Source organism: Mesorhizobium sp. M7D.F.Ca.US.005.01.1.1 (assembly GCF_003952545.1).
Lineage (GTDB): Bacteria > Pseudomonadota > Alphaproteobacteria > Rhizobiales > Rhizobiaceae > Mesorhizobium > Mesorhizobium loti.
The window spans coordinates 4,904,706-4,929,282 of record NZ_CP034453.1 but is presented as its reverse complement, the minus strand read 5'-3'; the positions used below and the strand labels follow the sequence as shown (position 1 = coordinate 4,929,282).

Genomic DNA, 24,577 nt, shown 5'->3' with positions numbered 1-24,577 from the left:
ACCTGGCTAGGTCAGGCCAGATGGCTGCCCCAGAGAAACGCCAGCGTCGCCAGCACGCCAAGTGCCGTGCGAACCAGGTGCAGGTTGCCCCATTTGACGATCAGGGACCTGGCTTGAGGATTGCCGGCGCCCGCGTCCATCGCCTCCAGCACCCTGTTGGTCGGCATCATGGTAATCAGCGTCCATGGCCAGGGCAGGATGATCAACACCGCGCCAACCAGGAAGGCAAAACCGCTGGTCTGCCACCAAGCAGCTAGGCCGAGAACGCAGGCGACAATGGCAATCGACGCCTGCATGGCGGCGCCGCGCTTGTAGGAGGGCTGCCATTCCTGCAGCAGTGCCCTGTCGTCGAGAGCAAGCCGCGCCGGCTGTTCGGCAACACTGACGTAGATCGCAGCGCCGGAGAATGCGGCGGCAACCGTCAAGGCAAGCAACCCGATCAGCATCTTCTTTCCCCGCGCAAGCCATCCGGCACTGATGCCGTCCAGACAGAAATAGGGCTTGCAAGGCTCGGAACAATACGCCATAGATCAGGCGAACCGTAACGTACGGTACGGCTCGCCGGAATAACCGATAGCCCTGCCTTTCGAGAGAAGAGCGTGTTGCACAGCGTGCCCGAGATCGACACCAGCGAAGCGCTGACGGAGCGGCAGAAGGCCGTGCTCGACGCAGCGTTGCGGCTGTTGGTCGAGGAGGGCGATCAGCTCACAATGACCGCCGTGGCGCGCCGCGCCAGCTGCTCCAAGGAAACGCTCTACAAATGGTTCGGCGATCGTGACGGGCTGCTGACGGCGACGGTGCAGTGGCAAGCTTCGAAAGTGCGGGTGGCACAGGTCGACGGCAAGGGGCTCGATCTGGCCTCGCTGACCGCAAGCCTCGAACGCTTCGCTTCCGATTGGCTGAAGGTGATCTCCAGTGACACCTCGATCGCGCTCAACCGGGTCGCGGTCGGCCATGCCGGTTCCGGCAAGGACAATCTCGGCGCCGTGGTGCTGGAGAACGGCCGCTTTGCGCTGGCCAAACGGCTGAAGCCGGTGCTTGAGGCAGGCCGTCAGGCCGGGCTGCTCGACTTTGCGGATGCCGAGACGGCGTTCCGCACCTTTTTCGGGCTGGTCGCCCGCGACGTGCAGATCCGTCTGCTGCTCGGCGACCGGCTGGAATTGACTGAAGCGACAATCGGCGGCGATGCCGCCCGGGCGACGCAACAGTTTCTCGCTCTTCATGGAGCAAAAACCGGGCCGCAAGGCCTCTGATCTTCAAAACGGGAAGGAAGAAAAAATGCGTGTCTACTACGATCGTGATGCTGATCTCAATCTGATCAAGGGCAAGAAGGTCGCCATCATCGGCTACGGCAGCCAGGGCAGGGCGCATGCGCTCAACCTCAAGGATTCCGGTGCCAAGGAGATCGCCATCGGCCTCAAGGCTGGTTCCGCGACCGCCAAGAAGGTCGAAGCCGATGGGCTCAAGGTGATGAGCGTGGCGGACGCCGCCAAATGGGCCGACCTGATGATGATGGCAACGCCCGACGAATTGCAGGCCGACATCTACAAAAACGAGATCGCCCCGAACATCCGCGACGGTGCGGCGATCGCCTTCGCGCACGGCCTCAACGTGCATTTCGGCCTGATCGAGCCGAAGTCGACGGTCGATGTCGTCATGATCGCGCCGAAGGGCCCTGGCCACACGGTGCGCGGCGAATACCAGAAGGGCGGCGGCGTGCCGTGCCTGGTCGCCGTCAACCAGGACGCTTCGGGCAATGCGCTCGACCTGGCACTGTCCTACGCCTGCGGCGTCGGCGGCGGCCGTTCGGGCATCATCGAGACCAATTTCCGCGAGGAGTGCGAGACCGATCTGTTCGGCGAGCAGGTCGTGCTGTGCGGCGGTCTGGTCGAACTGATCCGTGCCGGCTTCGAGACGCTGGTGGAAGCCGGCTATGCGCCTGAGATGGCCTATTTCGAGTGCCTGCACGAGGTCAAGCTGATCGTTGACCTGATCTATGAAGGCGGCATCGCCAACATGAACTACTCGATCTCGAACACCGCCGAATGGGGCGAATATGTCTCGGGCCCACGCATCATCACCGCCGAGACCAAGGCCGAGATGAAGCGCGTGCTGAAGGACATCCAGACCGGCAAGTTCACCTCGGAATGGATGCAGGAGTACCGCGCCGGCATGTCCCGCTTCAAGGGCATCCGCCGCAACAATGACAGCCACCAGATCGAGGAAGTCGGCGCCAAGCTGCGCGCGATGATGCCGTGGATTTCCAAGAACAAGCTGGTCGACAAGGCCAAAAACTGAGCGAAAGTCCATACGTCGAAAACGGCAGCTTCGAAGAACAAAAAACGGCGCCATATGGCGCCGTTTTTCATTTCTGGCTACAGGCTAGCTCATCAATAGGGCGAGTAGCACTGCTGGCGCGGGCCGTTGTAGGGCTGGAACGTGTTGTCGTAGGCCCGGTAGGACCGGTAGCGGCTGTAGCACCATTGGACATGGGCGCTCGAAAGCCGGCCGGCACGGTAGTAGCGGCGCGGCGGCGGTGCATCGTAGTAGTTGTAGTTGTTGTACATGCTGCCGATGCCAAGCCCTAGCCCAAGGCCCAGGAGTGCGGCCGCTCCATCATCGTGGTAACGGCCGCCGCGATAGTGATGACGGCGCCAACGCCAATTGTCTCCGCGATCCCAGTTGCCGCCGCCGTTCCAGTTGCCTCCACCGTTCCAGTGTCTGCGGCCTCCGTTCCAGTTGCCCGACCGGCGCCATCTCCAATCGTTGTTGAACTGCCGGTCATTGCCGCCCGCCCAGCTATCGCGCACTGGCGTGACCGTCGGCGCCGCCGTACTGGTGGGGATCGACATGTTAGGCTGCAGGATCGGTCCGGCGGCGGATGGTGCCGTGACGCCAGAGAGGATACCCAAGGCTATCAACCCAGATTTGACCGTGGAAGAAAAGAGCGAATTCATTGCACTCTCCAAGAGTTACAGGCCCCACGCCCACCCGAGGAATGGGGCAACAATGGATGTTTGCATCTGAACGGCGGATGAACGGAAAGGTTCCGTCAACCATGGCGCGAAAGCCCCGAGGGCCAATCGATCTCCGCTGGTGGTCCTGCGAGCTTGTTTTCTCCAGCACTTGCGGGCAAATGTCATGGCATGTCGCTGCGCCTTGCCACCTTCAATGTCGAGAACCTGATGAACAGGTTCGATTATTCCGGCTATCGCAACCAGCTCAACGAGGATCGCACGCTGGCGCTGTTCGATATCCAGAGCGAAGCCGAATACAAGATGCTGGAGCAGGCCCGCGCCATTGCCCAGTCCGACGACACGCGCCAGCTGACGGCGCTGGCGATCGCGGCCACACGCGCCGACATCATCTGTATGCAGGAGGTCGACAATATCGAGGCGCTGAAGGCCTTCGAATATGGCTATTTGTTCAAGATGGTGGGGCAGGGCTACCGGCAGAAATACACCACATCGGGCAATGATTCGCGCGGCATCGACGTTGCCGTGATGATGCGCAACGAAACCGCGCAGGGCCAGCCGATCGAATTCGTGCGCATGACCAGCCACGCCTATGTCACCTATGAACAGTTTGGACTGCACACGCCGGAGCTTGCGGCACTCGGCAACCAGGCCAATGAACGCATCTTTCGGCGCGATTGCCTGGAAGTCGACGTCACCGTGGGCGGCGTGCCGCTGACGCTTTACCTCGTGCATTTCAAGTCGATGGGCTCGCCGCGCAACGGGCTCGACGGGCGCGAGGCGACGATGCCGGTGCGCATCGCGGAGGCGCAAGCCGTGCGACGGATCATCGAGGAGCGTTTTGGCAAGGACCATGCCGCCGACAAGCGGTGGGCGATCTGCGGCGACATGAATGATTACCGCCAGCGCGTGAAGATCGCCGGCGACGCAATCGACGGCTATCGCTTCGAGGTGGTCGACGAGGCCGTGTCCTGTATCAATGTGCTGACAGAAGGCGGCTTCTGCGAAAATGTCGTCGAGCGGCGCCCCGAGATGAACCGCTGGAGTTTGTACCACACGCGCGGACCGGAAGAGCGGCATCTGTGCCAGCTCGACTACATTTTGCTGTCGAAGGGGCTTGCCGCCAGCAACGCGACGGCCGTTCCCGACATCATCCGCAACGGCCAGCCCTGGCGCACCATTTTTCCGCCGGGGCAGGAAGTGGAGCGCTTTCCGCGAGCCGGCTGGGACCGCCCGAAGGCGTCGGACCATTGCCCGGTGGCCATCACCCTGGATATGACCTGAGCGACATGAGTTTCGACCTGCCGCGCAATGTCATCCTGCCGGTCGACGCCGTCGACGTCCGGCTCGATCCCGACCCGCACCCCTTCGCCTTGGATAATGCAGAGGCGATCGCCGAGAACTGGCAGCGCGAGATCGCGGCCAATCCGGCGCTATTCGACGGCACAGTGGTGCTGCTGTCGCAACTCGCCTACCGCGACAACCGTCTCGTTGGCCGCTGTCATGCGGTCACCTATTCGACTTTCATGCTATGGCGAAAACGGCGCGAGAATTCGGGCGCCGAGCACGCCTATGCGCATGCAGTGCTGGTGGCTGGCGACAATGCACTGGTGGCGATCCGTATGGGCCTGCAGACAGTCAATGCCGGCCGCGTCTATTTCGCCGCCGGCTCGTTCGAGCCGGTTGATTTTCGCGATGGGCAGGTCGATGTCGATTTCAACATGATCCGTGAGGTGCGCGAGGAAACCGGCCTCGACCTGTCAGGTGCTGAACGCGGCAAGCGCTGGCACGCCCTGTCGACCAACAGCGGCACGGTGATCTTCCGCCGCTATCACGAAACAGCGCCCGCCGACGAGGTCGCACGACGCATCTCAGCCTTCGTCGCCACCGAGACAGAGCCGGAGATCGAAGGGCCGGTGATCATCCGCCATGCCGCCGACCTGCCGGTCGGGCTGTCACCGCACATGAAGCCGCTGATCGAGTGGCATTTTTCGGGCGTCGATTAACTGCGCGTGTTGTCCTGTGCTGCCTTGCGATCATTGCGAGCGGCGACGAGGAACAGGATAAAGCCGATGCCCAGCAAGCCGCCCATCGCCATTCCCATCGTCTGGCCGACGACTGCCTGAAAATCCGATGTGACGCGATCGGGATTGGCGAGGCCGTAGCGGGCGAGATACCACCAGATGCCTGCAAGGAAGGCCTCGATGATGACCATCGCCAGGATCAGTCGCGCCTTCTTGCTCATTGGCTATTCCTCCACCCAAGGTGAACTCCCCTAGCATCGCCAACGGTGCGCCGACAGTGGCGAGACAAGGTGGAAACGTCGAAGACTGTGCGAAATCGTTCGGAGCGCTGGCCGCGTTCCGGCCGGCTTGCCCTATTCGTGCCTGAGCGCGTCGATCGGGTCGAGCCTGGCGCCGCGCAGCGCCGGGAAGAAGCCGAACACCATGCCGATCAGCGCCGAAAAGCCGACGGCGAGCAGGATGACCGCCGGGCTTGGCGCAAACGGGATGGTCAGCGTCACCGAGGCGAGGCCGGCCAGCGCCAGGCCGATCAGGATGCCGATGATGCCGCCGAGCAGCGACAGCACCGTCGCCTCGACCAGGAACTGGATGAGGATGTGCTTTTCATGCGCGCCGATGGCGAGCCTGATGCCGATCTCGCGGGTGCGCTCGGTGACCGACACCAGCATGATGTTCATGATGCCGATGCCGCCGACCAGCAGGCTGACGCCGGCGACCGCGCCCAGCATGCCGGTCATGGTGGTGGTGGCGCTGGCCATGGCGTCGGCGATCTGGGTCATGTCGCGGATGGCGAAATCGCTCTCGCGCTCGGGCGTGATGCGGCGCGCGTCACGCAAAATGTCCTCGACGCGCGGCTGCAGTTCGCTGGTCGGCGTGCGGTCGTCGGCGGCGATGTAGATGTTGTCGATGTCGCGGTTGCCGGCGATGCGGCGCTGATAGGCGTGCAGAGGCATCAGGACGACATTGTCCTGGTCCTGGCCGAAGCCGGTATAGCCCTTGGGCTCGAGCAGGCCGATGATCTTGCAGGAGGTTCGGTTGACGCGGATGATCTCGCCCTCAGGGTCGCCGGCGCCGAAGAACTGCTGGCGCACCGTCTCGCCGATCAGGCACACGCCGGTGCCTGAGCGGGTCTCGGAATCGCTGAACGGGCGGCCCGACACCAGCTTCCAGTCGCGCGCATCGAGATAGGCGCTGTCGGTGCCGGTGACGCCCGAGGTCAGGCTCTCGGTGCCGAAGATGACGCGGACCTGCTTTTGCGAGGCCGGCGAAATGGCGCGCGCGCCGGTCAGGTGCGCAACGAGTGCTGCCAGGTCCTTTTCGGCCAGCGGACGCACCACCTGGTCGAGCCCGCCCGGAGCGCCGGGGCCGGCCGGACGGCCGGAGCGGACGACCAGCAGATTGCTGCCAAGCTTGGAGATGTCGGCCTTGACCTTTTCAGTGGTGCCGGAGCCGATGGTGAGCATGGCGATGACGGCGGCAACACCGATGACGATGCCGAGCAAGGTCAGGAACGAGCGCAGCACGTTGCGGCGGATCGAGCGGAGTGAGAGGCGAACGGTTTCCCAGATCATTGTGCCATCTCCAGCTTCATGGTGTCCGAGGCGACGTGGCCGTCGAGGAAGCGGATGGTGCGTTCGGCATAGTCGGCGACGTCGGCCTCATGCGTGACCATGGCGATGGTCAGGCCAAGCTCGGTGTTCAGCCGGGTCAGCAATTCCATGATCTCGTGCGTGCGTGCGGTGTCGAGATTGCCGGTCGGCTCGTCGGCAACGAGCAGCGTCGGGCGGGTGACGATGGCGCGTGCGATGGCCACGCGCTGCTGCTGGCCGCCGGACAGTTCGGCCGGCGTGTGGTGCTCGCGGCCGACAAGGCCGACCTCCGCCAATGCCTGCATGGCAAGGTCGCGGCGCTCGCGGCTGGCCACGCCGCGATAGATCAGCGGCAGTTCGACGTTTTCGGCCGCCGTGGTGCGGGCCAGCAGATTGTAGCCTTGGAACACGAAGCCGACATAGAGGTTGCGCAGCATGGCGCGGCGGTTGCGGTCGAGACGGCCGGCGTCGATGCCCATGAAGGAATAGGTTCCGGCCGTCGGCGTGTCGAGGCAGCCGATGATGTTCATCGCCGTCGACTTGCCGGAGCCGGACGGACCCATGATGGCGACGAATTCACCACGCCGGATGGCAAGGTCGACGCCGGCCAGCGCATGCACCTTGGCCTCGCCCTGGCCATAGCTCTTCCAGACCTTGTCGAAGGTGATGAGGGTCGCGCCCGCAGCCACGGTATCAGCTCCGCTGCTGCGACGCGGTGATGATTTGTGCGCCTTCTTCCACGCCCGAAAGGATCTCGGTCAGTTCGCCGTCGGTTGAGCCGATCTTGACGCTGACCGGGTGCGGACGGCCGTTCTCCAGCACATAGAGGGTGCGCGAGCCATCGGTGGGCACCGTCGCGGCCTGGCGCTGGCGGTTGCCGCCGGGGCGGCCCATGCGGCCGGTGAACAGGTCGCTCAGGCTCCAGCCGCGTGCGGCCTGCTGCGCCGGGCGATAGCGGAAGGCGGTGGCCGGCACGGTGAGCACGCCCTTGGCCTGTTTGGTGACGACCGAAACGGTGGCGGTCATGCCGGGCCGCAGCAACAGCTCGTTGTTGTCGACCTCAAGCCGCGCATTGTAGGTGACGACGCCGTCGGTGGTGACCGAGGCATAGGAGATGTCGCGGATCTCGGCATCGAACGGCCGCTCGGGGAAGGCATCCACCGTGAAGCGGGCATGCTGGCCGGATTTGACCGCGCCGATGTCGGCCTCGTCGACCGCTGCCACCAGTTCCATGTTTCTGAGATCGGCGGCGATGATGAACAGCACCGGTGCCTGCAGGGAAGAGGCGACCGTCTGGCCGGGATCGACAGAGCGCGTCAGCACGATGCCGTCGATCGGCGCATAGATGGTGCTGTTGGCAAGGTCGGTCTGCTGCGATTTCAGATCGGCATTGGCGATGGCGAGATTGGCCTGAGCGCTGTCGAGCGCCGCCTTGGAACGGTCGCGCGTCGCGGTCGCGGCCTCGAGCGACTGGTCGGTCGCCATGCCGCGCTTGGTCAGTGCCGCCGCGCGGACAAGCGCCTTTTCGTTTTCGGTCAGCGTTACCGTGGCGTCCTCGACATTGGCGGCCGCGCCCTTGGCGGAGGCCTCCGCTCGTTCGATCTGGACCTGCAGCTTGGTGGTGTCGAGCGCCGCCAGCACGTCGCCCTTCTTGACCTGCTGGTTCTCCTCGACCGAAACCGAACGGACGATGCCTGAGAGCTGGCTGGAAATATCGACCTGGGTGAGGGGCTGCAGCGTGCCGGTTGCCGAGACCGCGACGGTGAGGTCGGCCTTGGCGGCAGGCACGGTGGTATAATCAATCCTGGCCGGCGAGCCGGCATACCACTGATAGGCGCCAAGCCCGGCGGCGAGCACGATCAGCGCCAGCAGCGCGTAGAGCCAGCCGCGCCGGCGCGACTTGCGCCGACCTTGCCTGTCGAGCCCAAGCGCCGTCTCGATGGCGGAATCCGATTCCGTCTTTGGCAGATTGACAATCTGGTCCACGCTGGACCCCTATGATGCGCAATGTCCCTATCTGTGCACAGATCAGGCTTACTGGTTCAAATATCAAATTAAATTTCGCCCATGTTGGGATTGAGGCAGGGAATGAAAACCCGGAATTACTTGCTCTACGATGTGTTTACGACCGAGCGACTGGCCGGCAACCCCTTGGCCATCGTGCTGGACAGCAAGGGATTGGACGCGGCCGCGATGCAGGCCATCGCGCGCGAATTCAACCTGTCCGAATCGGTTTTCGTGTTGCCGCCGGACAATCCAAAGCATCGAAACCGCATCCGCATCTTCACGCCCGACTATGAAATGCCGTTCGCCGGCCATCCGACGGTTGGCGCCGCGATTGCGCTGGCCGAACTGGCGGAAGAGGGCGGCGCCGGCATCTTCGTGCTGGAGGAGAATATCGGCCCGGTGCGTTGCGCCGTCAGCAAGCACGACGGCAACACCTTTGCCGAGTTCGACCTGGCGAAGCTGCCGGAGCCGCTAAAGCTCGAGGCCGATCCGGAGGCGATCGGTGCGGCCCTTGGGTTGACGCCGCACGAGATCGGCTTCGAGAATCACCGCGTCGCGTTCTGGTCGGCCGGCGTTCCTTATGTGACCATCCCGGTTGCCAATCTCGAGGCGGCGGGCCGGGTCCGGCTGGACAACCAGGCGTGGTCGGAACTGGCGCCGCGCAAGAGCGAGTGGGCCTTCGCCAGTCCCTATGTCTATTGCCGCGAGACGGTGAACCACGAAAGCGCCTTCCATGTCCGCATGATCGTGCCTGGCACGCCTTCCTATGAGGATCCGGCGACCGGCTCGGCCGCTGCTGCCTTTGCCGGCGCCATCATGCATTTCGACGCGCCGACCGACGGCATTTCGCAGCTGTGGATTGAGCAGGGGCTGGAGATGGGCCGGCCTTCGCGCATCCGCCTCGAACTGACCGTGCAAGGCGGAAAACTGGCCTCGGCGCGCATTGGCGGCAATGCGATCAAGGTGGCGGAGGGCAAGCTGTTCGTCTGACCATCTGCGGCACTTAAGCGATTTGTCGGGAAATGATTCCGGCAGGGCTGGACAGGACCGATGGTGGCGGCTATATGCCCGCCAACGCCGGTTTTTGCCGGCCGAGTGGGTGCGTAGCTCAGTTGGTAGAGCAGCTGACTCTTAATCAGCGGGTCCACAGTTCAATCCTGTGCGCACCCACCAAATTCTTCAAAGACTTGGTGGAAAGACCCTGAAAGCGAGACGCGTTTGACGCGCCTCGGGCAGGCTGTCTGACCGTGATTCATTGACCGCGCTATCTGGATCTCTTGGCGATTCAGCCACGTTGAAAAATGCGGCTAAGAAGCCGGCCGAATCGGAAAGAATGCCGGCCAGATGCCGGCGAATGCTCTTTTCCCCGTGAGCATCGCTAGCGCATCGTCTTTTCCGGACGCGATGCAAGAAGACCAGGAAGACAACGAAATGCCGTATCGATTGGGCATGACTTGAATAGCTGCTGTGACGGAGCACAACAGCAACCGCCACGGCGATAGACACTGCAGCTGCGACGGGATGAAGTTTTTTCATCCGCAAAATCTATCTGAGAATCGCCGCTGCCGGAAGATGCTTCCTTTGTCGTGACAACGGCGTCTTTGTCGGCCGATACGGGGAATGGATAACTACTTCTCCGACACCCCCGCTTCCGCAAAGCTTGCCATGCGGGCATGGCACTCCAGCGCCGAGCGGACGATGTTGACGGCGAGGCAGGCGCCGGAGCCTTCGCCGAGCCGCATGCCGAGATCGAGCAGCGGCGGCAGGCCGAGCGCTTCGAGCAGCCCGCGATGGCCTGATTCGGCCGAAACGTGAGCGGCGATTGTGTGGGCGAGGCCGGTCGGGTGCAGCTTTGCCAGCGGTGCCGCGGCGGCGGTGCAGACAAAGCCGTCGAGCAGCACGGGTATGCCGAGATGGCGGGCAGCCAGCGTGGCGCCGAAGATGGCGGCGAGTTCGCGGCCGCCGAGCGCGGCAGCGATAGCAAGCGGGTCGGCGAGCGTGGCCGCGTGACGCTTCAGGCCGGCTTCGATGGCGACGACCTTACGCTTCAAGCCGGCGTCATCGACGCCGGTGCCGCGCCCGGTCCATTTTTCCGCACCGCCGCCGAACAGGGCTGCTGAGATGGCAGCCGCCGGCGTCGTGTTGCCGATGCCCATTTCACCGAAGCAGATCAGGTCGAGATCTTTTGTCACCGCGTCGTAGCCGGCTGAGACAGCCGCGAGAAACGCCTCTTCGTCCATTGCCGGTACTTGCGTGAAATCGCCGGTCGGATGGTCGAGATCAAGCGGGATAACGTCGAGTTCGGCACCCGCCATGCGGGCAAGCTGGTTGATGGCGGCACCGCCGCCGGCGAAATTTGCCACCATCTGCACAGTCACTTCCGAGGGATAGGCCGAGACGCCTTGCGCGGTGACGCCGTGGTTGCCGGCGAAGACGAAAACCTTGACGCGGTCGAGTTTCGGCAAGTCGCGGCCCTGCCAGCGCGCCAGCCAGGCGGCGATGGTCTCCAGCCGGCCAAGGCTGCCTTGCGGCTTGGTCAGCGTGTCCTGGCGGCGTGCGACCGCGTTTGCAGCGGTATCGCTGCCGGCGGCAGTTCGAGGCAGGCGCGCGCAGTTCTTTCTTCGAGTGATTTGAAGGGCATGGGGGTAAAGTCTCCGAAAGGGAATCAGGCCAAAGGGAATCAGGAAAGGGCTACGGAAGCGACGAGCAGCACCGCGATTTCGCTTGCCGCGGCAGTCGGCCTGCTGCAGTGCGCCGATCGTGTCGCCGGTCTGGCCGCCGATCTGGTTGAGGCAAAGGGCGCGGAATACGGCAAACAGCAGGCCAAGCAGGATGAGCGCGAAAACGGCGCCGCCGAGCCCGAGCAAGAGGAGTGGAATCGCGCCGAGCACGGCGCTAGCTGTTGCCGTTTCGACCGAGACAGTGCCGGCATCGGCCGAGAGGCCGTCGATCCGCGCTGGGGGTAAGAGATGCATGAAGGCGCCAAGCAGGCCGCGCGAGGCCGCGTGTGCGGCCAGGAGGGCGAACAGCGCCTGTGTAGGCTCGACGAACTCCGACAGCGCGCTCCAGCGGATCAGCAGCGACAGAGCCAGCGCCGCGGCGCCATAAGCGCCGATGCGGCTGTCGCGCATGATCTCAAGTTTGCGGCCGCGCGATTTGCCGCCGCCAAAGCCGTCGGCGACGTCGGATAGCCCGTCCTCATGCAGACAGCCGGTGGTGAGCAGGGTTGCCACAAGCGCAAGGGCGGCCGCCGGCCCCATGGCAAGGCCAAACCGTTCCGCCGTGGCAAAGACGATGGCGCCGATCAGACCGACGACGAGGCCGGCGACAGGGGCGGCCCAGATCGCGGCGGCAAGGCTGCGGCCGCGAAAGTCGAACCCAGGCAGCGGCAGACGGGTGAAGAAGACCAGGCAGAGCGCGATGTCGTCGACGACCTGCCGTGGTGAAAGGGCCAGGTTCTTGAACTTCATGCTCTAGCCCCTCGCAATCGCATGGAAGAAGGTGCCGCTGACATGGCCGCGCCGGTAGCCCGAGGCGCCGATCGGATTGCCCTGACCATCGGCAAGTTCGGCCAGCGGCTCGTCATTGCCGGTAGAGGTCATCTGCGCATAGTGGAATTCGTGGCCACGGATCAGTGCGCCAGCTGAGCCCAGCGGGCAATCGGCACGCAGTCGCGCCTCGCGATAGCCGAGGTTCATCTTGCGCTTGGCGAAGCTGGTGGAATGGCCGAGCAGGCCGAGCATCGCATGCGTTTCGCCTGACGCATCCTCCAGAGCTTCGCCCAGCACCATGAAACCACCGCACTCGCCATGGATGGGCTTCTTCGCCGCAAATCTTGCCATTCCGGCTTTGAAAGTCTCCGCTGCAGCGAGCCGGCCGGCGTGAAGCTCGGGATAACCGCCGGGCACCCAGCAGGCATCGCAATCCGCGTCGGGTGCCTCGTCGGCGAGCGGCGAGAACGGAATGATTTCGGCACCGGCCTTGCGCCAGTAGGCGGCGACATGCGGGTAGAGGAAGGTGAAGGCGGCATCCTCGGCCAGCGCGATGCGCTGACCGGGCGGCGCTAGCGCGTCAGCAAAGCCGCCAGACGCCGGGGTGAGGGGTGTCGCCAGCGCCATGATCGCATCGAGGTCGAGCGACCTTTCCGCCATGTCGGCGAGCCGGTCGAGATGCGCCATCAGGTCATCATATTCGCCGGCCTGGACGAGGCCGAGATGGCGCTCGGGCAGGTTCAGGGTCGGGTCGCGCAGAATGGCGCCGACGACCGGCAGTCCGATCGCCTCGATGGCCTCGCTGCACAGCTTGCGGTGGCGTTCGCTGCCCAACCGGTTGAGCACGACACCCGCCATGCGCACATCAGGATCGTAGGTGGCAAAACCCTTGGCGACGGCGGCTGCGGTGGTCGACTGGCCGGAGACGTCGAGAACCAGCAGCACCGGCAAGCCATAGAGCCGCGCCAGGTCGGCCGCCGAACCGGTGCGGCCTGGCGAGGCCGGAATGCCGTCGAACAGGCCCATGGCGCTTTCGAGGATGACGAAATCGGTGTCACCGGCGGCTTGCGCTGCCAGCGCGTTGAGGAGGGATGGCGGCATCGCCCAGCTGTCGAGGTTGACGCCGGACAGGCCCGTGGCGGCGGTGTGGAAGCCGGGGTCGATATAGTCGGGGCCGGATTTGGCGCCGCGTACTTTCAGCCCGCGCCGGGTCAGCGCGCGCAGGATGCCGATGGTGACGCTGGTCTTGCCGGAGCCGGAGCGCGGCGCGCCGATGATGATGGCCCGGGCCGTCATGCTTCCCCCACCAGCGCCGCGCGCATGGCAACGATGCCGCCGACGACGATCAGCGCCGGCGAGGCAAGACCGGCGGTGGCCGCTTCCTCGGCAATGGTGGCGAGCGTGGCGACGACGGTTCGTTCCTGCGGCGTCGTCGCAGCGACGATCACTGCCGCCGGTGTTGACGGCGCCAACCCGCCGTCGAGCAGTGCCGCGGCGATCAAGGGCAGGTTCGCCATGCCCATATAGACGACGACAGGCTGGCCGGTACGGGCGATTGTTGCCCAGTCGAGATCGTCATCGGTGCCGGCTGCGTGGCCTGTCGCCAGGATCACCGCCTTGTTGATGCCGCGCATGGTGGCCGGGATGCCGGTCGCGGCCAGCGCGCTGAGGCCGGAGGTCAGGCCGGGCAGGACGCGGAAGGGGATACCTTGCCGCGCGAGCGCCAGAGCTTCTTCGCCGCCACGGCCGAAAATATAGGGATCGCCGCCCTTCAGCCTGACGACGCGGCGGCCGTCGCGCGCCAGCCGCACCAAAAGGGCGGTGATGTCGTCCTGTTTCATCGATGGTTTTCCGCCGCGCTTGCCGGCAAAGAATAGCTCGGCATTTTCGGCAACGGCGACGACATCTGAAGAGACCAGCGCGTCATAGACCAAAGCATCCGCTTCGGCCAAAGCCGCCAGCACTTCGAGCGTCAGGCAGCCGGGATCGCCGGGGCCGGCGCCGGCCAGCCAGACATGGCCCGGTTCCAGTTGGCGCGGCTTGAAGTTCAGCCGGGACAAAGCCTGTTCGAGCGTGGCGTTTTCGCCGGTATTTTTGGTGCTGCCGCTCACAATCCGTCCCGTCCGCGAAAACGCCGCTGGTAGTGGGCGTCGTACAATGAACTCTCGCCAAAATCTTCCGCCGCCAGCGAGCGGCCGACGAAGATGATCGCCGTGCGCTCCATCGGATCGGCGGCCAGCAGCGCTTCGATGGTCGCCAGCGTACCGGTCAGCACACGCTCGTCCGGCCAGGAGGCGCGGAAGACGATCGCCACCGGGCAATCGCCGCCATAATGCGGCGTCAGCTCGGCGACGACACGGTCGATGGCGTGGATGGCCAGATGAATGGCCAGCGTGGCGCCGGTGCGGCCGAAGCCGGCCAGCGTTTCGCCCGGCGGCATCTTTGACGCACGTCCGGAGATCCGGGTCAGCACCAGGCTTTGCGCGACTTCGGGAATGGTCAGCTCGCGGCGAAGTGCGGCGGCGGCAGCGGCGAAGGAGGGGACGCCCGGCGTCAGCGTGTAGGGAATGCCGTGCTTTTCCAGCCGGCGGATCTGCTCGGCAACAGCGCTCCACACCGACAGGTCTCCGGAATGCAGGCGGGCGACATCATGGCCGGCCTTGTGCGTCGCGACATACTCGGCCTCGATCTCGTCGAGCGACATCGGTGCGGTGTCGATCAGCTTTGTCCCCGGCGCGCAGTGCTCCAAGAGTTCGGGCGCGACGATCGAACCGGCGTGCAGGCAGACCGGGCAGCTTGCCAGCAGCCTTGCGCCGCGCAGCGTGATGAGGTCGGCGGCACCTGGACCGGCGCCGATGAAATGGACGGTCATGGCGCGTCTCCGCTGATGGCGATGGCGCAAGTGACCGGGCCGAGCACCGTGCGGGGGCCGAGCAATCTGGCGCCTTTGCCGGCGACGGCAAGGGCGGATGCTTCGGAAACCGATGGTGTGCCGGCGACATCTTGCGAGAGGCTGAGCGAAGCGGCCCCCTCATCCGGCCCTTCGGGCCACCTTCTCCCCGCTGGGGAGAAGAGACTGGCGGCGACGCTGGTAACCTCCTCTCCCCTCGGGGAGAGGTCAGCCGAGCGAAGCGGAGGCTGGGTGAGGGGGAGCGCCAGTTCGGATTCGGCCACGTCCACCACTATGACAGGGAGGTTGAGTTGACGACCAGCGGCGAAAATGGCGCCTTCATTGCGTTTAAATTCAGTCGTCGCCAGTGCCGAAAGCGCCGACATCGCCAGCCCATGGGCTTCGAGCGCGGTTTCGATCGCCGCAAGCACATCCTCGACACTCACGCCTTTTCGGCTGCCGATACCCGCGACCATCATGGCTTCACCCAGCTCCATTGGGTGACCGGCATGGCCGGCCGCCAGGCCTGCATCGCGCCGACCGGCGACGCGCGGGAGATGTTTATCCGGGTGAGATCGCCGCCAAGCGAGACATGGCGGGCAAGAAGCAAGGTTTCCATCTCCAGCGTCACCGCGTTGGCGACCAGACGGCCGCCCGGGCGCAGGGCCTTGACGGCAGCGTTCAAGACGCCGGCATCGCTGCCACCGCCGCCAATGAAGATCGCGTCAGGCGTGTCCAGCCTGGCCAGCCCCTTGGGGGCGCTGCCCTCCACCACGACAAGGCCGGGAACGCCGCAGGCGGCGGCGTTGCGGCCAATGCGGGCGGCGCGGATCGGATCGGCCTCGATGGCAATAGTGCGCATGGAAGGGTGGGCCAGCATCCATTCTATGCCGATGGAACCGGAGCCGGCGCCGATATCCCACAGCAATTCGCCGCGTCTCGGCGCCAGCGCCGACAGGGTGATCGCGCGGATTTCGCGTTTGGTGATCTGGCCGTCATGGTCGAACAGATGATCGGCAAGGCCAACCGTGAGCGGCAGGACGCGCGCATCCGGACCGGATTCAACTTCGATCGCCAGAACGTTGAGCGGATTGATGTTTTCGAGATCGAAGGCGTCCGCGCGCGCCGAGCGCAGGTTCTCGTTTGGCCCGCCCAACGCCTCCAGGATCGTCAGCCGCGAGGCGCCGAAGTCGAGTTCGGTGAGCAGGCGAGCGATCGCCGCCGGCGCATCGCTATCCGACGTCAGTGCCAAAATGCGCGCGCCTGGCTGCAGCAGCGGCCGTATCAGGTCGAGCGGCCGGCCATGCAGCGAAACGGTTTCGGTGTCCTGCAGTGCCCAGCCGAGCCGGGCGGCCGCCAGCGAGACGGCTGACGGCGCGGGAATGACATGCATCTCCTGTGGCTTGACCTTGCGGGCGAGGGTAGCGCCGACGCCGTGGAAGAACGGATCGCCGGAAGCGAGCACGCAGACGCGCCTGCCGGCGAGCGCCAGCACGTCGCGCATCTCGGCATCGAAAGGAACCGGCCATGGGTGCGGCTCGCCCTTGGCGAAGGAAGCGACAAGGGCGAGGTGCCGCTTGCCGCCCAAGATGACTTCCGCTTGGGCAATCAGCTGCTTGGCCTCGTCGCCGAGACCCGCTAAACCGTCCTCGCCGATGCCGACCACCGTAAGCCATTTTGGGTTGAGCTTGGCGCTGCGCGGACCCTTAGCAGGCATGATGACCCACCGCATTCTGATCCTCGGCGGCACCACGGAAGCCCGGCAACTGGCCGGAAAACTGGCGGCGCGTGCCGATTGCTCGGTCATGCTTTCGCTGGCTGGCCGCACCGAAAGTCCGGTCGCGCAAGGCGTGCCGGTGCGAACCGGAGGCTTTGGCGGTGCCGATGGGTTGGCCGTCTATCTCAGGGAGACGGGCACCGATCTGCTGATCGACGCCACGCATCCCTATGCGGCGCGAATCTCCGCCAATGCCGCGCAAGGCGCGCGCGTCGCCGGTGTACCGATCCTTGCCCTGCGACGCCCCGGCTGGGAGCCTGTCGAAGGCGACCGCTGGACGCAGGTCGATACGTTTGGCTATGCCGCGCAGGCGCTTGGACCGGCGCCGCGCCATGTCTTCCTGGCATTGGGCCGGCAAGAGGTCGCTGCCTTCGAGGCAGCACCGCAGCATCATTATCTCATCCGCAGCGTCGATCCCGTCGAGCCGAAGCTGGCCGTGCCCGATGCTGAATATCTGTTGGCCCGTGGCCCGTTTCGCGAGGCGGAGGAACGCGCGCTGCTCGAAAAGCATCGCATCGATGTCGTCGTATCCAAGAACAGCGGAGGCGAGGCAACCTACGGCAAGATTGCCGCGGCGCGGGCGCTTGGCATCGAGGTGGTGATGGTGCGCAGGCCGGCGTTGCCGGATGTTAACTCGGCTGAAACCGTCGAAGCGCTGGCCGCCATTGTTGATCAACTTGGGGTCGATCATTTTGTCCGTCCCGTCGACGAGCGCGGCGTGTAGACCAGCGCCGGCTTTTCGGCGCGCTTGATGATCCGGGTTTCCGGCGAGCCGATGATGATGCAGGTCGCCATGTCGGCCTTCTCAGCCTCGACATCGGCCAGCAGATAGACCTCTATGCGCTCGTCGGGACGGCCGGCGGCGCGGCCGAAAATCACCGGCGTGGTGCCTGGCAGGATTGCGGCCAGGCACTCGAAGGCGCGGCCAAGCTGCCAGGGGCGCGCCTTGCTGATCGGATTGTAGAGCGCGATGACGAAGCCGGCGCCGGCCGCCGCCAGCAGGCGCAGCTCGATCAGTTCCCAGGGCTTCAGATTGTCGGACAGCGAGATGGCGCAGAAATCATGGCCGAGCGGCGCGCCGATGCGAGCGGCAACCGCAAGCATGGCGGTGATGCCGGGCACGACGGCGACATCGACGGCACGCCATTCGGCCGGGCCGGCTTCGATCGCCTCGCAGACGGCGGCCGCCATGGCGAAGACACCGGGATCGCCGCCGGAGACGACAGCGACGTCATGGCCCTCGGCAGCCTTGGTCAAGGCATCCTTGGAGCGGGCGAGTTCCTCGCGGTTGTCGGAAGCGACGCGGGTCTGGTCCGGGCGCAACTCCAGCCGGTCAAGATAGGGTTTGTAGCCGTAAAAGAATTTGGCTTCGGTGACGGCGCGGGTGGCTTCCGGGGTGACCTGATCGGCGTTGCCGGGGCCGAGGCCGATCACAGTGAGACGGCCGCTCATGCTTGCGCTCCCAAAGCCCCGGGGCGGCCGGACCAGCCGGCGACCAGCACGATGGCGAAATAGGGCGCCTTGTCGTCCTTTTTGTCGGCAAGCTTCATCGAGACGCTGCCGGCCATGGTGCCGCGTTCGACATACACGGCGCGTGTCAGCTTGCCGGTGGCTTCCAGCGCCCGCCGGATCTTGGGTAGGTTGCGGCCGACCTTCATGATGACGGCGGCATCGGTATCCGCCAACCGGCGCATCAGCTCGAACTCGCTCATCGTGCCGGGCAGCACGGTCAACACGTCGTCGCCCTGGACGATAGGGACACCAGTCTGCGACCAGCAGCCGGACATGGCAGTTACGCCGGGAATGACCTCTGTCGGGAAGCGATGGGCGAGCCGCACATGCAGATGCATGTAAGATCCGTAGAAAAGCGGGTCGCCCTCGGAGAGTACGGCAACCATTCTGCCAGCCTGGAGATGTTCGGCGACCTTTTCGGCCGACTCCTCATAGAAAGCCGTGATCTGCGAGCGGTAGTCGTCGTGATCCTTGTCGATTTCGGTGGTGACGGGATAGAGCAGCGGCAGCTCCAGCATATCCGGCCGGAAGCGTGTTTCGACGATGGCGCGCGCGTTGCTGTTGTTGCCGCGCTTGGCGAAATAGGCCACGACATCGGCTTCCGACAAGGCTCGCGCGGCCTTCAGCGTCAGCAGTTCGGGGTCGCCGGGACCGGTGCCGACGCCAACGAGACGACCTTTGAGAAGGGCATTCACAGGCCCGGCCTCGCCAATGAATTGAGCGCGGCGGCGGTCACGGCGCTGCCACCAAGCCGGCCACGCACGATGGCGTAGGGAACGCCGTAGGAATTCTCGGCCAGCGCATCCTTTGATTCGGCAGCACCGACGAAGCCGACCGGCATGCCGATGATGGCCGCCGGCTTGGGCGCGCCATCGCGCAGTTTTTCCAGGAGGTAGAAGAGCGCGGTCGGCGCATTGCCGATGGCAACCACCGAACCGGCCATGCGTTCGCCCCAAAGGTCGATCGCGGCAGCCGAACGGGTGTTGCCGATCTCCCTGGCGATGTCGTGCGTGCGCGGGTCGCGCAAGGTGCAGATCACCTCGTTGCCGGCGGGCAGCCGGGCGCGGGTGACGCCGTGCGAGACCATTTCCGCGTCGCAGAAGATCGGCGCACCAGCCGCCAAAGCGGCGCGGGCGGCGGTAACGAAATCGCTGGAGAAGACAAAATGACTTGATGCTTCGACCTGGCCGCAGGCATGGATCATGCGGATGGCGACATCGGCCTCGGCTTCGGAAAAGCGCGAAAGATCGGCCTCGGCGCGGATAATGGCGAAAGAGCGCTCATAGATCGCCGTGCCGTCATGGATGTAGTCGTAGGCGCCCATGCTCATTCCTGTCGGTAAGCCTCGGCGATACCGGCCGGCCCGAGCCTTGTCAGGCAAGCGGCGGCGGTTTCGCCTTGATATCGTGTGCTGCGGATCATTGCCGCGACGCGGCCGATGCCGCGCGCGGCGTCATAGTCCGGCCTGTAGCCGGCAGGAAGGGCCTTTGCCGTCGCGTTCACGACAAGTCCGGCTCCGTTTTCGCCGCCGACTATCGTTAGCGCAGCCGGGCCGGGGTGGGCGCAGCCCTTGGCGCATCCGGAAACGTGCAGCGTGAAGTCGAGGATGTCGGCGTTTTCAGCGGCGATCGTCTCGGCAATGTCGCGCGTGGCGATCCGGCCGGAGGCGCAGGCCGGAGTGCCAGGGCAGGCGGCAATGCGCGTGCGCGGGTCGGCGGAGGAGGTGACGAAGCCGAGGGTGGCGGCGGTGCGCTGAAGCGATGAGTTGGCGGCGGCTGGTTGACCAACGAAAAGGAAGGCCCGGCCTGGGGCGAGGCGGATTTCTGACGTGCCGTGCGTGAGGGCGCTTTGGGCAAGGGCGATGATCTTGTCCGCTGGCATGCTGCCATAGGGGAGAGCGATGCCGAGGGCGGTGGCGTGGCTTACGTTGAAGACGCCAATTGGCCGGCGAGAGTGCTCTACGGCGCCCCCCTCTGTCCTGCCGGACATCTCCCCCACTTGGGGGGAGATTGGCAGTTTCGGCGTTGGCTTTCCCCCTTCAGCCGCGGAAATTGGCGAAGGCGAGCGTGAATGAGCAATCTCCCCCCAAGTGGGGGAGATGTCCGGCAGGACAGAGGGGGGCGCCACAGAGTGCCAACCGGCGAGCGATCTTAACTGCCTCTCCGACAAATCCCTTGCATGGGATTCGCGGCCTTTCTCGGCAACCATCCTCAGCACGGCAACGGCGACATCGCGCGCTGCGTCTTCATCGACCGTTGCGAATAGGTTCGCACTTTGGCTGTCACCGGCAACTGATACAGCCCACAGGATGCCAGCGCTTGCGCGCACCGCCTTCAGCCTGACATCGGCCGTGACCGTGTCCATGACCAACTGCCCGCCGCCATCGACAACGACCGAAACCTTCGGCCCCAGCCATTGCGAGAGCCCAGCCTCGTCGATCGCCCCTCTGATCCGCTCCGCCAGTGGTCGGGGATCGGCAATCTCTTGCGGGTCTAGACCGGCCAGCGGTCCGGTTTCCACCGGCACGCCGGTGCGCACCGCGATGCCCAGCGCGTCGACCTCCGCCGCCAACAGAGGCGCACTTTGCGCCGTCAAGCCGCGTATCTGCAGGCTGCCGCGCGCGGTGACTTCCATGATGCCGTTGCCGTGCCGCAAAGCGGATTCGGCTATCGCGATCAAGAGCTTCGGCGATAATCCTCCAGAAGATGGGCCTCCAGAAGATGGGCCTCCCGCGACCGGGTTGAGCCGCACCAGCAGACCGTCGCCGGTTTGCATCGGGGCGGAGAGTGCAGGACAAGCGCCGCGACGCGAGAAGACGTTCATGCCGCCACCCCAAGCGCTTCCGCCTCGGCGATCAGGGCGGCGAGATCGTCGTCGATGGAATTGCGCAAGGGATGCCAGAGGCCACGCCGGCGCGCCGACAGGAAGCGCTCGGCGATGACTTTGGCAGCGGCAGGGTTCTCGCGCAGGATGAAAGCGCGGACCATGGGATCGCCGAGATAGGCGTCATGCACCGCCTCGATCAGCCTTCCCGATATGGCGTGAGTGGTTTCGGCAAAGCCGACCAGCCGGTCGACGGTTTCGGCGAATTCAGATGCACCACGTGGGCCGTGGCGCATCTGGCCAGATATGAAGCGTGGATTGACGGCTCGAGCACGCACGACGCGCGATACGGCCTCGCCGACCGAGCGCGGCTTCGGCTTTTGCGGGTCCGTGGTGTCGAGCACGATGACGTCGGCATTCCTGCCGAGCGCCGCAAGTGCTGCGGAAAAGCCACCGATGAAGGCGACATCGGCGGAGCCTTCGAGGATGTCGCGGCCGGGGTCGTCGCCGGTGTGGACGAGAAGATCGGCCTCGGCGATGCGGCCCTCGAAGGCGCCGGGCGCGGAGATGCCTTCGCCCTCGGCGCCGCCATAGGCATGCGATGTGGCGTCGAGATAGGCGCGGCCGATCTCTTCGCGCGCGCCCCAGTTGCCCGAGGACATGAGATGCTCGACGCCGGCGCCGTACGTGCCGGGCGAGGTGCCGAAGATGCGCGGGCTGATCTTGCCGTCAGCGCGGGTTTTGGCCGCGAGGGGGTTTTCAGAATCCTCCTCGTCGCGGGCGGCAACCGCGTTGGCGGCGGCATCGATCAGTGCGATCTGGGTTGGGAACATGTCGCGGAACAGGCCTGAAATGCGCCAGGTGACGTCGACGCGCGGCCGGCCGAGTGCGGCGGGAGGCAGCACTTCGATGCCGGTGATGCGGCCGGTCGCCGAATCCCATTGCGGGCGGCAACCCATCAGCGCCAGGCCTTGCGCGATCTCCTCGCCGCCGGTGCGCAGCGAGGCCGAGCCCCAGAGATCGATGACCAGCGAGCGCGGCCAGTCGCCATGCGACTGCATGTAGCCGCGCACGACTTCCTCTGCCGCTGCCTTGCCCAGATCATAGGCGGTCGGCGTCGGCATGGTGCGCGGGTCCGAGGTGAACAGATTGCGGCCGGTGGGCAAGACGTCGGAACGGCCGCGCGCGGGCGCGCCGGCCGGACCGGCCTTGACGTGGCGGCCATCGAGCCCGGCGAGCAGCGCCGCCTTCTCGGACGCCGCACTTTGGCGGCGCATGGCGTCGGGCTCGTCCTCCGGAGCGCGGCCATAGATATGCAGCCCGTCCTTGATGGCGAAGTCCTTGAGGTCACAGAGCCAGGCGTCGATGCGGCGCAGCGCTTCATCGGGCGCGTCGGTCCTGGCAACGCCAGCCTCGGAGGCGAGGCCGGTCTTTTGCGCGGTGTCGACGATCAGCTTGGCCAGGCGGTCGCGGCGGCGACGGTCGAGCCCGTCGGCCTGGGCATATTCGTCGACCAGCCGCTCGAGCTTGTGCTGATCCTCATCCAATCCGGCGCCGGTCAGGGGCGGCGGCAAATGACCGAGGGTAACGGCGGCAATGCGGCGCTTGGCCTGCGCTGCCTCGCCTGGGTTGGAGACGATGAAGGGATAGATGACGGGCAGGGGACCGGTGACGATCTCGGGAAAGCAGTTTTCCGAGAGCGCGACGGTTTTGCCGGGCAGCCATTCCAGCGTGCCATGCGCGCCGACATGGACAAGCGCGTGGACGCCGAGCGATTTGCGCAGCCATAGGCCGAAGGCCATCAGCGCATGACGTGGGGGAAGCGTTGGGTCGTGGTAGTCGGCGCGGCGGTCGGCGGAGCGGCCACGGTCTGGGGCGAGTGCTACGGTGACGTTGCCGAAGGTCGTGGCGCGGAAGGGGAAGTGGGCGGCGGTCGGTCGCGAAGGTTGGCGCGAGGCGCACAGACCCGTCTCATCTTCCGCTTTGCCCCAAGCGGCTTCGACCGCAGCGATTGCTGCAGTCGGCAACTCTGTCGAGAAGGCAATGTAGTTATCCAAGGTCAATCCAGTATCGCTGGCTTCCATCAAATCCAGCAACCCACGCGGCGTCTCCGGAATCCCTTCAACGCCATAGCCCTGTTCCCTCAGGTCGTGCAGCATGGCCAGCACGCTGGACGGCACGTCGAGGCCGACCGCATAGCCGGTGCGGCCAGGAGCGCTCGGATAATCCGGAATCAGGATGGCCAGCTTGCGCTCGGCGCGGGGCGTCTCCTGCAGACGGATGAAGGCCGCGACACGGTCCGCGACCTGCGCCACGCGATCCGGCTCCGGCCGGTTGGCGAAGGCGCGGTGGCCAAGCGCTGGATCGGTCTCACTCTCGCCCTTGAAGGAAATGGCGCCGGCGAGGATGCGGCCATCGAGCTCGGGCAGCACGACATGCATGGCGAGGTCGGCGGGCGCCAGGCCGCGCTGGTTGTTCTCCCAGATGTCGCGGCGGGTTGTGGCGACGATGACCTGGAAGACGGGCACGCCGGCGCGGTCGAACAAGGTTTCGACGCCGGGTTCGGCGCCGGACGCGAAAGCGGTCGCGGTGATGATGGCGGCGGGTTTGAGCGCGGCGAGTGCGGTTTCCACGAACGCCAGCGATGCCGGGTCCTTGAGGCTGGAGACGAAGATGGGGACCGGGGCGATGCCGCGCTGGCTGAGCGCTTCAAAGAGGGCGTCGATGGGCGCGACATCGGCGGCCAGCAGCATCGAGCGGTAGAACAGGATCGGCACGACCTTTCCCTCCCCCTCGAGGGGAGGGTGGCACGCAGGGCCGGGTGGGGTCGGTAGGACCGGGCGCGGTGTTTCTTTAGCTCGGCGTGCTTCGGAGAGGACCCCACCCCCGGCCTGCGGCCGGACCCTCCCCTCGAGGGGGAGGGGGACGACGCCGCGGTTGGGTTCGTAGTAGCCAACTTTTGGGACCGCGACCGGCTCGACAGTTTCTGCCTGCGCCCCCGCCAGCCGCGCCAACCGATGCACCAGCGCGCTCATATTCGCCGGGCCGCCCTCGCGGAAATAGTCGAGTAGGCCGTCCAACTCCTCGCGCGGCAGCGTCGAGGCTTCAATCAGCCTTAGGTCTTCGTCGCGGCATTCGCCGGGCAGCAGCGCCAGTTTTATGCCGCGCTCGCGGGCGGTCGAGGCAAGCTGATCGCAGCCGTAGCGCCACCAGTCGTAGCCGCCGAGGATGCGCACGAGGATGATTTTGGCGTGACGGGCGACGCTGTCGACCCAGAGGTCGACGGACATGGGGTGGCGCAGGTCACGAAGCGCCGCCAGCCGCATCGAGGGCAGGCGGTGAGCATCGGCTTTCCAGGCCGCCGCCAGTCCGGCAAGATCGCTGTCGGTGAAGGACAGGGCCACGACATCCGCCGGCGTCTGCCGCAGATCGACCGGCTCGGCGAGGTCGTCGAGCGAGGCGGATGTTGTGGTTAGGATGTGCATCGCA

General features: G+C 65.5%; 22 protein-coding genes, 1 tRNA gene and 3 pseudogenes. 7 read left to right on the top strand and 19 right to left on the bottom strand.

Annotated features, from left to right (window positions below; all coding sequences use genetic code 11):
- Nucleotides 1–11: 11 nt before the first annotated feature.
- Nucleotides 12–443, bottom strand: a complete 432-nt coding sequence (locus EJ076_RS23920; RefSeq protein ID WP_164548880.1) for a DUF1772 domain-containing protein — start codon at nt 441–443, stop codon at nt 12–14.
- 156 nt (nt 444–599) lie between these two features.
- Between EJ076_RS23920 and EJ076_RS23915 the strand changes: the two genes are divergently transcribed.
- The gene (locus EJ076_RS23915) at nt 600–1,253 is read left to right on the top strand and encodes a TetR/AcrR family transcriptional regulator (RefSeq protein ID WP_164548717.1); all 654 of its coding nucleotides are present in this window, start codon (nt 600–602) and stop codon (nt 1,251–1,253) included.
- Between the two features lie 25 nt (nt 1,254–1,278).
- Nucleotides 1,279–2,298, top strand: a complete 1,020-nt coding sequence (ilvC, locus tag EJ076_RS23910) for a ketol-acid reductoisomerase (protein ID WP_013531065.1) — start codon at nt 1,279–1,281, stop codon at nt 2,296–2,298.
- 92 nt (nt 2,299–2,390) lie between these two features.
- Here the strand turns inward: ilvC and EJ076_RS23905 are convergent, their stop codons facing one another.
- Nucleotides 2,391–2,957 (bottom strand): BA14K family protein, encoded by a 567-nt coding sequence (locus EJ076_RS23905; protein ID WP_126069478.1) that lies wholly within the window; start codon nt 2,955–2,957, stop codon nt 2,391–2,393.
- 189 nt (nt 2,958–3,146) lie between these two features.
- Here EJ076_RS23905 and EJ076_RS23900 point away from each other — a divergent pair, with 189 nt between their 5' ends.
- Nucleotides 3,147–4,259 carry an endonuclease/exonuclease/phosphatase family protein gene (locus EJ076_RS23900; RefSeq protein WP_126069477.1) on the top strand — a complete coding sequence of 371 codons (1,113 nt, stop codon included), beginning with the start codon at nt 3,147–3,149 and terminating at the stop codon, nt 4,257–4,259.
- Nucleotides 4,260–4,264: 5 nt separating this feature from the next.
- Nucleotides 4,265–4,981, top strand: coding sequence for a hypothetical protein (locus EJ076_RS23895; RefSeq protein WP_126069476.1), 717 nt, complete (start codon nt 4,265–4,267; stop codon nt 4,979–4,981).
- On the opposite strand, the gene EJ076_RS23890 is transcribed toward EJ076_RS23895, so the two are convergent.
- From EJ076_RS23890 to EJ076_RS23875, 4 genes are all read right to left on the bottom strand, one after another.
- Nucleotides 4,978–5,220: a hypothetical protein gene (locus tag EJ076_RS23890; RefSeq protein ID WP_126069475.1), complete on the bottom strand. Its 243-nt coding sequence runs from the start codon at nt 5,218–5,220 to the stop codon at nt 4,978–4,980. The two genes, EJ076_RS23895 and EJ076_RS23890, sit on opposite strands and share 4 nt — an antisense overlap.
- Nucleotides 5,221–5,352: 132 nt before the next feature.
- On the bottom strand, nt 5,353–6,570 hold the full coding sequence (locus tag EJ076_RS23885; RefSeq protein ID WP_109668030.1) for an ABC transporter permease: 1,218 nt from the start codon (nt 6,568–6,570) through the stop codon (nt 5,353–5,355).
- Nucleotides 6,567–7,277, bottom strand: a complete 711-nt coding sequence (locus EJ076_RS23880) for an ABC transporter ATP-binding protein (RefSeq protein WP_109668027.1) — start codon at nt 7,275–7,277, stop codon at nt 6,567–6,569. The genes EJ076_RS23885 and EJ076_RS23880 overlap by 4 nt, the downstream gene beginning before the upstream one ends.
- Nucleotides 7,278–7,281: 4 nt before the next feature.
- Nucleotides 7,282–8,574: an efflux RND transporter periplasmic adaptor subunit gene (locus EJ076_RS23875; RefSeq protein ID WP_126069474.1), complete on the bottom strand. Its 1,293-nt coding sequence runs from the start codon at nt 8,572–8,574 to the stop codon at nt 7,282–7,284.
- Between the two features lie 102 nt (nt 8,575–8,676).
- Here EJ076_RS23875 and EJ076_RS23870 point away from each other — a divergent pair, with 102 nt between their 5' ends.
- Nucleotides 8,677–9,585, top strand: a complete 909-nt coding sequence (locus tag EJ076_RS23870; protein ID WP_109668023.1) for a PhzF family phenazine biosynthesis protein — start codon at nt 8,677–8,679, stop codon at nt 9,583–9,585.
- Between the two features lie 107 nt (nt 9,586–9,692).
- Nucleotides 9,693–9,768: transfer RNA gene (locus EJ076_RS23865), tRNA-Lys, on the top strand.
- Between the two features lie 6 nt (nt 9,769–9,774).
- On the opposite strand, the gene EJ076_RS23860 is transcribed toward EJ076_RS23865, so the two are convergent.
- The 8 genes and pseudogenes from EJ076_RS23860 to cbiE all read right to left on the bottom strand — a co-directional run bounded on the left by EJ076_RS23860 (nt 9,775) and on the right by cbiE (nt 16,693).
- On the bottom strand, nt 9,775–10,131 hold the full coding sequence (locus tag EJ076_RS23860) for a hypothetical protein (protein ID WP_126069473.1): 357 nt from the start codon (nt 10,129–10,131) through the stop codon (nt 9,775–9,777).
- 92 nt (nt 10,132–10,223) lie between these two features.
- Nucleotides 10,224–11,236: pseudogene (gene cobT, locus EJ076_RS23855) on the bottom strand (nicotinate-nucleotide--dimethylbenzimidazole phosphoribosyltransferase).
- 39 nt (nt 11,237–11,275) lie between these two features.
- Nucleotides 11,276–12,065, bottom strand: a pseudogene (locus EJ076_RS23850) (adenosylcobinamide-GDP ribazoletransferase).
- Between the two features lie 3 nt (nt 12,066–12,068).
- Nucleotides 12,069–13,382, bottom strand: coding sequence for a cobyrinate a,c-diamide synthase (locus tag EJ076_RS23845; RefSeq protein WP_126069472.1), 1,314 nt, complete (start codon nt 13,380–13,382; stop codon nt 12,069–12,071).
- On the bottom strand, nt 13,379–14,197 hold the full coding sequence (gene cobA, locus EJ076_RS23840) for a uroporphyrinogen-III C-methyltransferase (RefSeq protein WP_126069471.1): 819 nt from the start codon (nt 14,195–14,197) through the stop codon (nt 13,379–13,381). The genes EJ076_RS23845 and cobA overlap by 4 nt, the downstream gene beginning before the upstream one ends.
- Complete coding sequence (gene cobM, locus EJ076_RS23835; RefSeq protein ID WP_126069470.1) at nt 14,194–14,958, bottom strand: precorrin-4 C(11)-methyltransferase; 765 nt, start codon at nt 14,956–14,958, stop codon at nt 14,194–14,196. Before cobM ends, cobA begins: the two co-directional genes overlap by 4 nt.
- Nucleotides 14,955–15,473 (bottom strand): cobalamin biosynthesis protein, encoded by a 519-nt coding sequence (locus EJ076_RS35860; protein ID WP_245462869.1) that lies wholly within the window; start codon nt 15,471–15,473, stop codon nt 14,955–14,957. Before EJ076_RS35860 ends, cobM begins: the two co-directional genes overlap by 4 nt.
- The gene (cbiE, locus tag EJ076_RS23820; protein ID WP_126069469.1) at nt 15,452–16,693 is read right to left on the bottom strand and encodes a precorrin-6y C5,15-methyltransferase (decarboxylating) subunit CbiE; all 1,242 of its coding nucleotides are present in this window, start codon (nt 16,691–16,693) and stop codon (nt 15,452–15,454) included. The genes EJ076_RS35860 and cbiE overlap by 22 nt, the downstream gene beginning before the upstream one ends.
- A gap of 1 nt (nt 16,694) precedes the next feature.
- Here cbiE and EJ076_RS23815 point away from each other — a divergent pair, with 1 nt between their 5' ends.
- Entirely contained in the window at nt 16,695–17,477 is a 783-nt protein-coding gene (locus tag EJ076_RS23815; protein WP_126069468.1) for a cobalt-precorrin-6A reductase, read from the top strand.
- Here EJ076_RS23815 and EJ076_RS23810 read toward each other — a convergent pair.
- The 5 genes and pseudogenes from EJ076_RS23810 to cobN form a co-directional block, all read right to left on the bottom strand.
- Nucleotides 17,441–18,205: a precorrin-3B C(17)-methyltransferase gene (locus EJ076_RS23810; protein WP_126069467.1), complete on the bottom strand. Its 765-nt coding sequence runs from the start codon at nt 18,203–18,205 to the stop codon at nt 17,441–17,443. The genes EJ076_RS23815 and EJ076_RS23810 overlap by 37 nt on opposite strands.
- Nucleotides 18,202–18,960, bottom strand: a complete 759-nt coding sequence (locus EJ076_RS23805) for a precorrin-2 C(20)-methyltransferase (RefSeq protein ID WP_126069466.1) — start codon at nt 18,958–18,960, stop codon at nt 18,202–18,204. The genes EJ076_RS23810 and EJ076_RS23805 overlap by 4 nt, the downstream gene beginning before the upstream one ends.
- Complete coding sequence (locus tag EJ076_RS23800; RefSeq protein WP_126069465.1) at nt 18,957–19,589, bottom strand: precorrin-8X methylmutase; 633 nt, start codon at nt 19,587–19,589, stop codon at nt 18,957–18,959. Before EJ076_RS23800 ends, EJ076_RS23805 begins: the two co-directional genes overlap by 4 nt.
- Nucleotides 19,564–21,088, bottom strand: a pseudogene (gene cobG, locus EJ076_RS23795) (precorrin-3B synthase). Before cobG ends, EJ076_RS23800 begins: the two are co-directional and overlap by 26 nt.
- Nucleotides 21,085–24,573, bottom strand: coding sequence for a cobaltochelatase subunit CobN (cobN, locus tag EJ076_RS23790; protein ID WP_126069463.1), 3,489 nt, complete (start codon nt 24,571–24,573; stop codon nt 21,085–21,087). The pseudogene cobG and the gene cobN overlap by 4 nt, the downstream one beginning before the upstream one ends.
- Nucleotides 24,574–24,577 lie beyond the last annotated feature (4 nt).